This window comes from Streptomyces murinus, from assembly GCF_002154555.1.
GTDB classification, from domain to species: domain Bacteria; phylum Actinomycetota; class Actinomycetes; order Streptomycetales; family Streptomycetaceae; genus Streptomyces; species Streptomyces murinus.
The window spans coordinates 1-794 of record NZ_MUNF01000856.1 but is presented as its reverse complement, the minus strand read 5'-3'; the positions used below and the strand labels follow the sequence as shown (position 1 = coordinate 794).

Sequence of the window (794 nt, the reverse complement as noted above, 5' to 3'; positions counted from 1 at the left end):
CCCGCGCGCCGGGCCCGCAAGCGGCAGGCGGCCGTGGGCATGGCGGCGGCGGCCCTGTTCTTCGGTACGGCGATCCCGGCCCTGGTGCATGTCTCCGACTCCGGCGGCTCCGACCCGGACACCGCGATGGCCGGCCAGTCCTCGCAGGCGCGGTCCGGCTCCGGGCACGACAAGGACAAGGGCAGCGGCACGGACGGCGGCAGGGGCACGGACGGCAGCCCGGTCCAGCCGGGCAGGGGGCCCGGGAAGCCGGGGGACAAGGACAGCGGGGGCGCGGGCGACGCCGGTGCCGCCGCCGGCGCGAACCCCTCGGCCACCCTGACGGCGGGTGTCCCGGTGTGCACGCCGGCCCAGCTGGGCTCGGTCACGGGCAGCGCGGCCGCGCCGGACTCCACGGGGATCGTGTACGGCACGTTCCGCGTCAGCAACGTCTCCTCCGGGCCCTGCGCGGTGAGCGGCGCGCGCGCAGGGCGCGGCGGACCTCGCGAAGATCGCCGTCGTACGGCATGCGGCGGGCGACGCGGCGACGGGTCTGCCCGACCCCTCCCAGGAGGCCACGGGCCTGGTCCTCCAGCCCGGCGCCGCCTACCAGGAGAAGTTCGCCTTCGTCCCCTCCGAGACCTGTCCCACCACGGGCGGCCCGACCGGCGGCACGGACGGCGGCGCGACCCCGGACCCGTCCCCCACCCCGAGCGACGGCCCGGCCGACATCGGCAGCGCCGCCGGCACCACCCCCCAACTGGGCACGGGCGACACCACGGCCGACGGCAGCGTCCTGATCACCCACACCCCCG

General features: G+C 78.2%; 2 pseudogenes. Both read right to left on the bottom strand.

Annotation, left to right across the window (positions count from 1 at the left end):
• Positions 1-428, bottom strand: a pseudogene (locus CCN72_RS35860) (hypothetical protein); the annotation flags it as partial.
• Between the two features lie 157 nt (positions 429-585).
• Positions 586-794 (bottom strand): annotated as a pseudogene (locus CCN72_RS39380) (hypothetical protein); the annotation flags it as partial.